This is a genomic window from Polaromonas sp. (assembly GCF_031411155.1).
GTDB lineage: Bacteria > Pseudomonadota > Gammaproteobacteria > Burkholderiales > Burkholderiaceae_C > Polaromonas.
Genome location: NZ_JANOAL010000106.1, coordinates 1 through 2,430, shown reverse-complemented (window position 1 = coordinate 2,430; position 2,430 = coordinate 1). Strand labels below are relative to the sequence as shown.

Annotated in this window: 3 protein-coding genes; 2 read left to right on the top strand and 1 reads right to left on the bottom strand. The window is 66.1% G+C overall.

Translation table 11 applies throughout. The features are described 5' to 3' along the window. Positions 1–577: tRNA 2-thiouridine(34) synthase MnmA (mnmA, locus tag RMO23_RS07390; RefSeq protein WP_309680011.1), on the bottom strand; the 577-nt coding region annotated here is incomplete at its 3' end. A gap of 50 nt (positions 578–627) precedes the next feature. Between mnmA and RMO23_RS07385 the strand changes: the two genes are divergently transcribed. After that, entirely contained in the window at positions 628–1,575 is a 948-nt protein-coding gene (locus tag RMO23_RS07385; RefSeq protein ID WP_309680008.1) for a LysR substrate-binding domain-containing protein, read from the top strand. 81 nt (positions 1,576–1,656) lie between these two features. Continuing rightward, on the top strand, positions 1,657–2,430 hold a 774-nt coding region (gene tcuA, locus RMO23_RS07380), incomplete at its 3' end, for an FAD-dependent tricarballylate dehydrogenase TcuA (protein ID WP_309680006.1).

The window sequence follows — 2,430 nt, the reverse complement described above, 5'->3', positions numbered from 1 at the left end:
CGTTCGGCAGGCCAATTTCGTCGGCGATGCGGCGCACCTCGGTCTTGAGCAGCTCACCGACCGGAAACAGGGTTTTGGACAGCTGCGCCTGATTAAGACGGTGCAAAAAGTAGCTCTGGTCCTTGGCCGGGTCCAGGCCCTTGAGCAGTTCATGCAGGCCGCTGGCCGGGTTGTGCCGTACCCGGGCATAGTGCCCGGTGGCAATTTTTTCGGCACCGAGCCGCATCGCGTGGTCCAGAAAGGCCTTGAACTTGATCTCGGCGTTGCACAGAATGTCGGGGTTGGGCGTGCGGCCGGCCTGGTATTCGCGCAGGAATTCTGCAAAGACGCGGTCCTTGTAGTCGGCCGCGAAGTTGACATGCTCGATCTCGATGCCGATCACGTCGGCGACGGCGGCGGCATCGACGAAGTCGATATTGGACGAGCAGAATTCACTGTCGTCGTCATCTTCCCAGTTCTTCATGAAGATGCCGATGACCTCATGACCCTGCTGTTTGAGGAGGTGCGCGGTCACTGCCGAATCCACGCCGCCGCTCAAGCCCACCACGATCCGCTGTTTGCTGTGTTGCTTGTCCATAGGTGTGCGATTATCCCGCGATGACCTGTTTGCGTTTTTGACAGCCCGCTATGGAACTTCGGCAACTCCGGTATTTCGTCCGCATCGTCGAACTCGGCAGCATGAGCCGTGCCGCAGTGGATCTGGATCTGGTCCAGTCGGCCCTGAGCCAGCAAATCAGCCGGCTGGAAGGCGAGCTGGCCACCCGGCTGTTGCAACGCAGCAGCAAGGGCGTGGTGCCGACCGAAGCCGGGCTGGCGTTTTTCCGGGAGGCGCAGCTGACCCTGCGCCACGCCGAGCATGCCGTGCGCGCCGCCCAGCAGTCGCGCCTGAGCGGCACGGCCAGCGTCGGGCTGGCCTCCACCACCGCGGGGGTGCTGGGGGTGCCACTGATGCGGGCGATGCGCGAACGCTACCCCGATGTGCGCCTGCACCTGGTGGAAAGCATGTCGGGTCACCTGACCAGCATGCTCAATTCGCGCCAGCTTGACCTGGCGGTGCTGTTCGACACCGGCGTGGCCCGGCGCTGGAGCGTGATGCCGCTACTGGAGGAAAAGCTGTACCTGATGCGTCCGCGTGCCGCAGACGAGTCCGCTGCACCCGAAGCCCCGGCTTCAACCAGCATGGCGCTGCTCGAAGGCGTGGCCCTGATTTTGCCGACGGGCGCGCACGGCCTGCGCAGCACGCTGGACGCAGCCTTCGCCCGGGCCGGCATCAAGCCCCGACTGGTGGCCGAAGTGGACTCGCTGACCATGCTGATGGATGCCGTCTGCGCGGGGCTGGGCTGCACGGTGCAGCCCTGGGCGGCGCTGGGGCGGGTGCAGGACGCCGCACAGCGCCTCCAGTGGGCCGAAATTTCCGATTCCCAGGTGCACCGCAGCAATGCCCTGTGCAGCCTGTCGGACGACGAGCTGTCGCCGGCTGCGCTGGCCACCCGGGTGGTGCTGGCGGACTGCGCCCGCGCGCTGGTCCGCTCTGGCGCGTGGCAAGGCGCACGGCTGATCCATCACAATTTGTAATGGCCCCATCGTGATCCGGGGCTGAGCAAAAGCCCGCCTGACACCTAAAGTCAGCACATTCCTGCAAGCGGTGAGGTGACTATGAATGTGGATGTACTGGTGATTGGGGGCGGCAATGCCGCCTTGTGCGCGGCGCTGATGGCGCGCGAGGCCGGCGCCAGCGTGCTGCTGCTCGAATCGGCCCCGCGCGCCTGGCGCGGCGGCAACTCGGCCCACACGCGCAACCTGCGCTGCATGCACGATGCGCCGCAGGACGTGCTGGTCGAGGTCTACCCCGAAGAGGAATACTGGCAGGACCTGCTCAAGGTGACGGGCGGCCTGACCAACGAACACCTGGCGCGCCTGGTGATCCGCGCCTCCAGCCACTGCCGCGACTGGATGCGCAGCCACGGCGTGCATTTCCAGCCCGCGCTGGCCGGGACGCTGCACGTGGCGCGCACCAATGCCTTCTTCATGGGCGGCGGCAAGGCGCTGGTGAACGCGTATTTCCGCAGCGCAGAAACGCTCGGTGTCGAGGTGCGCTACGAATCGCCGGTGGACCGCATCGAGATCGAGAACGGTCGCTTCGTCGCCGCCTACGTGAAGGACCAGCGCATCACGGCCAAGGCCTGCGTGCTGGCCGCTGGCGGGTTTGAATCGAACCGCGAATGGCTGCGCGAGGCCTGGGGCCAGAACGAGCGCGGCGAATGGCCGTCGGACAACTTCCTGATCCGCGGCACGGCCTACAACAAAGGCGTGCTGCTCAGGCACCTGCTCGACGACCACGGCGCCGACCGCATTGGCGACCCGACGCAGGCGCACATGGTGGCCATAGACGCGCGCGCGCCGCTGTACGACGGCGGCATCTGCACGCGC

Bases quoted from the DNA above. Each gene is read 5' to 3' on its own strand.
- RMO23_RS07385 (WP_309680008.1), top strand. From the start codon at position 628: ATGGAACTTCGGCAACTCCGGTATTTCGTCCGCATCGTCGAACTCGGC.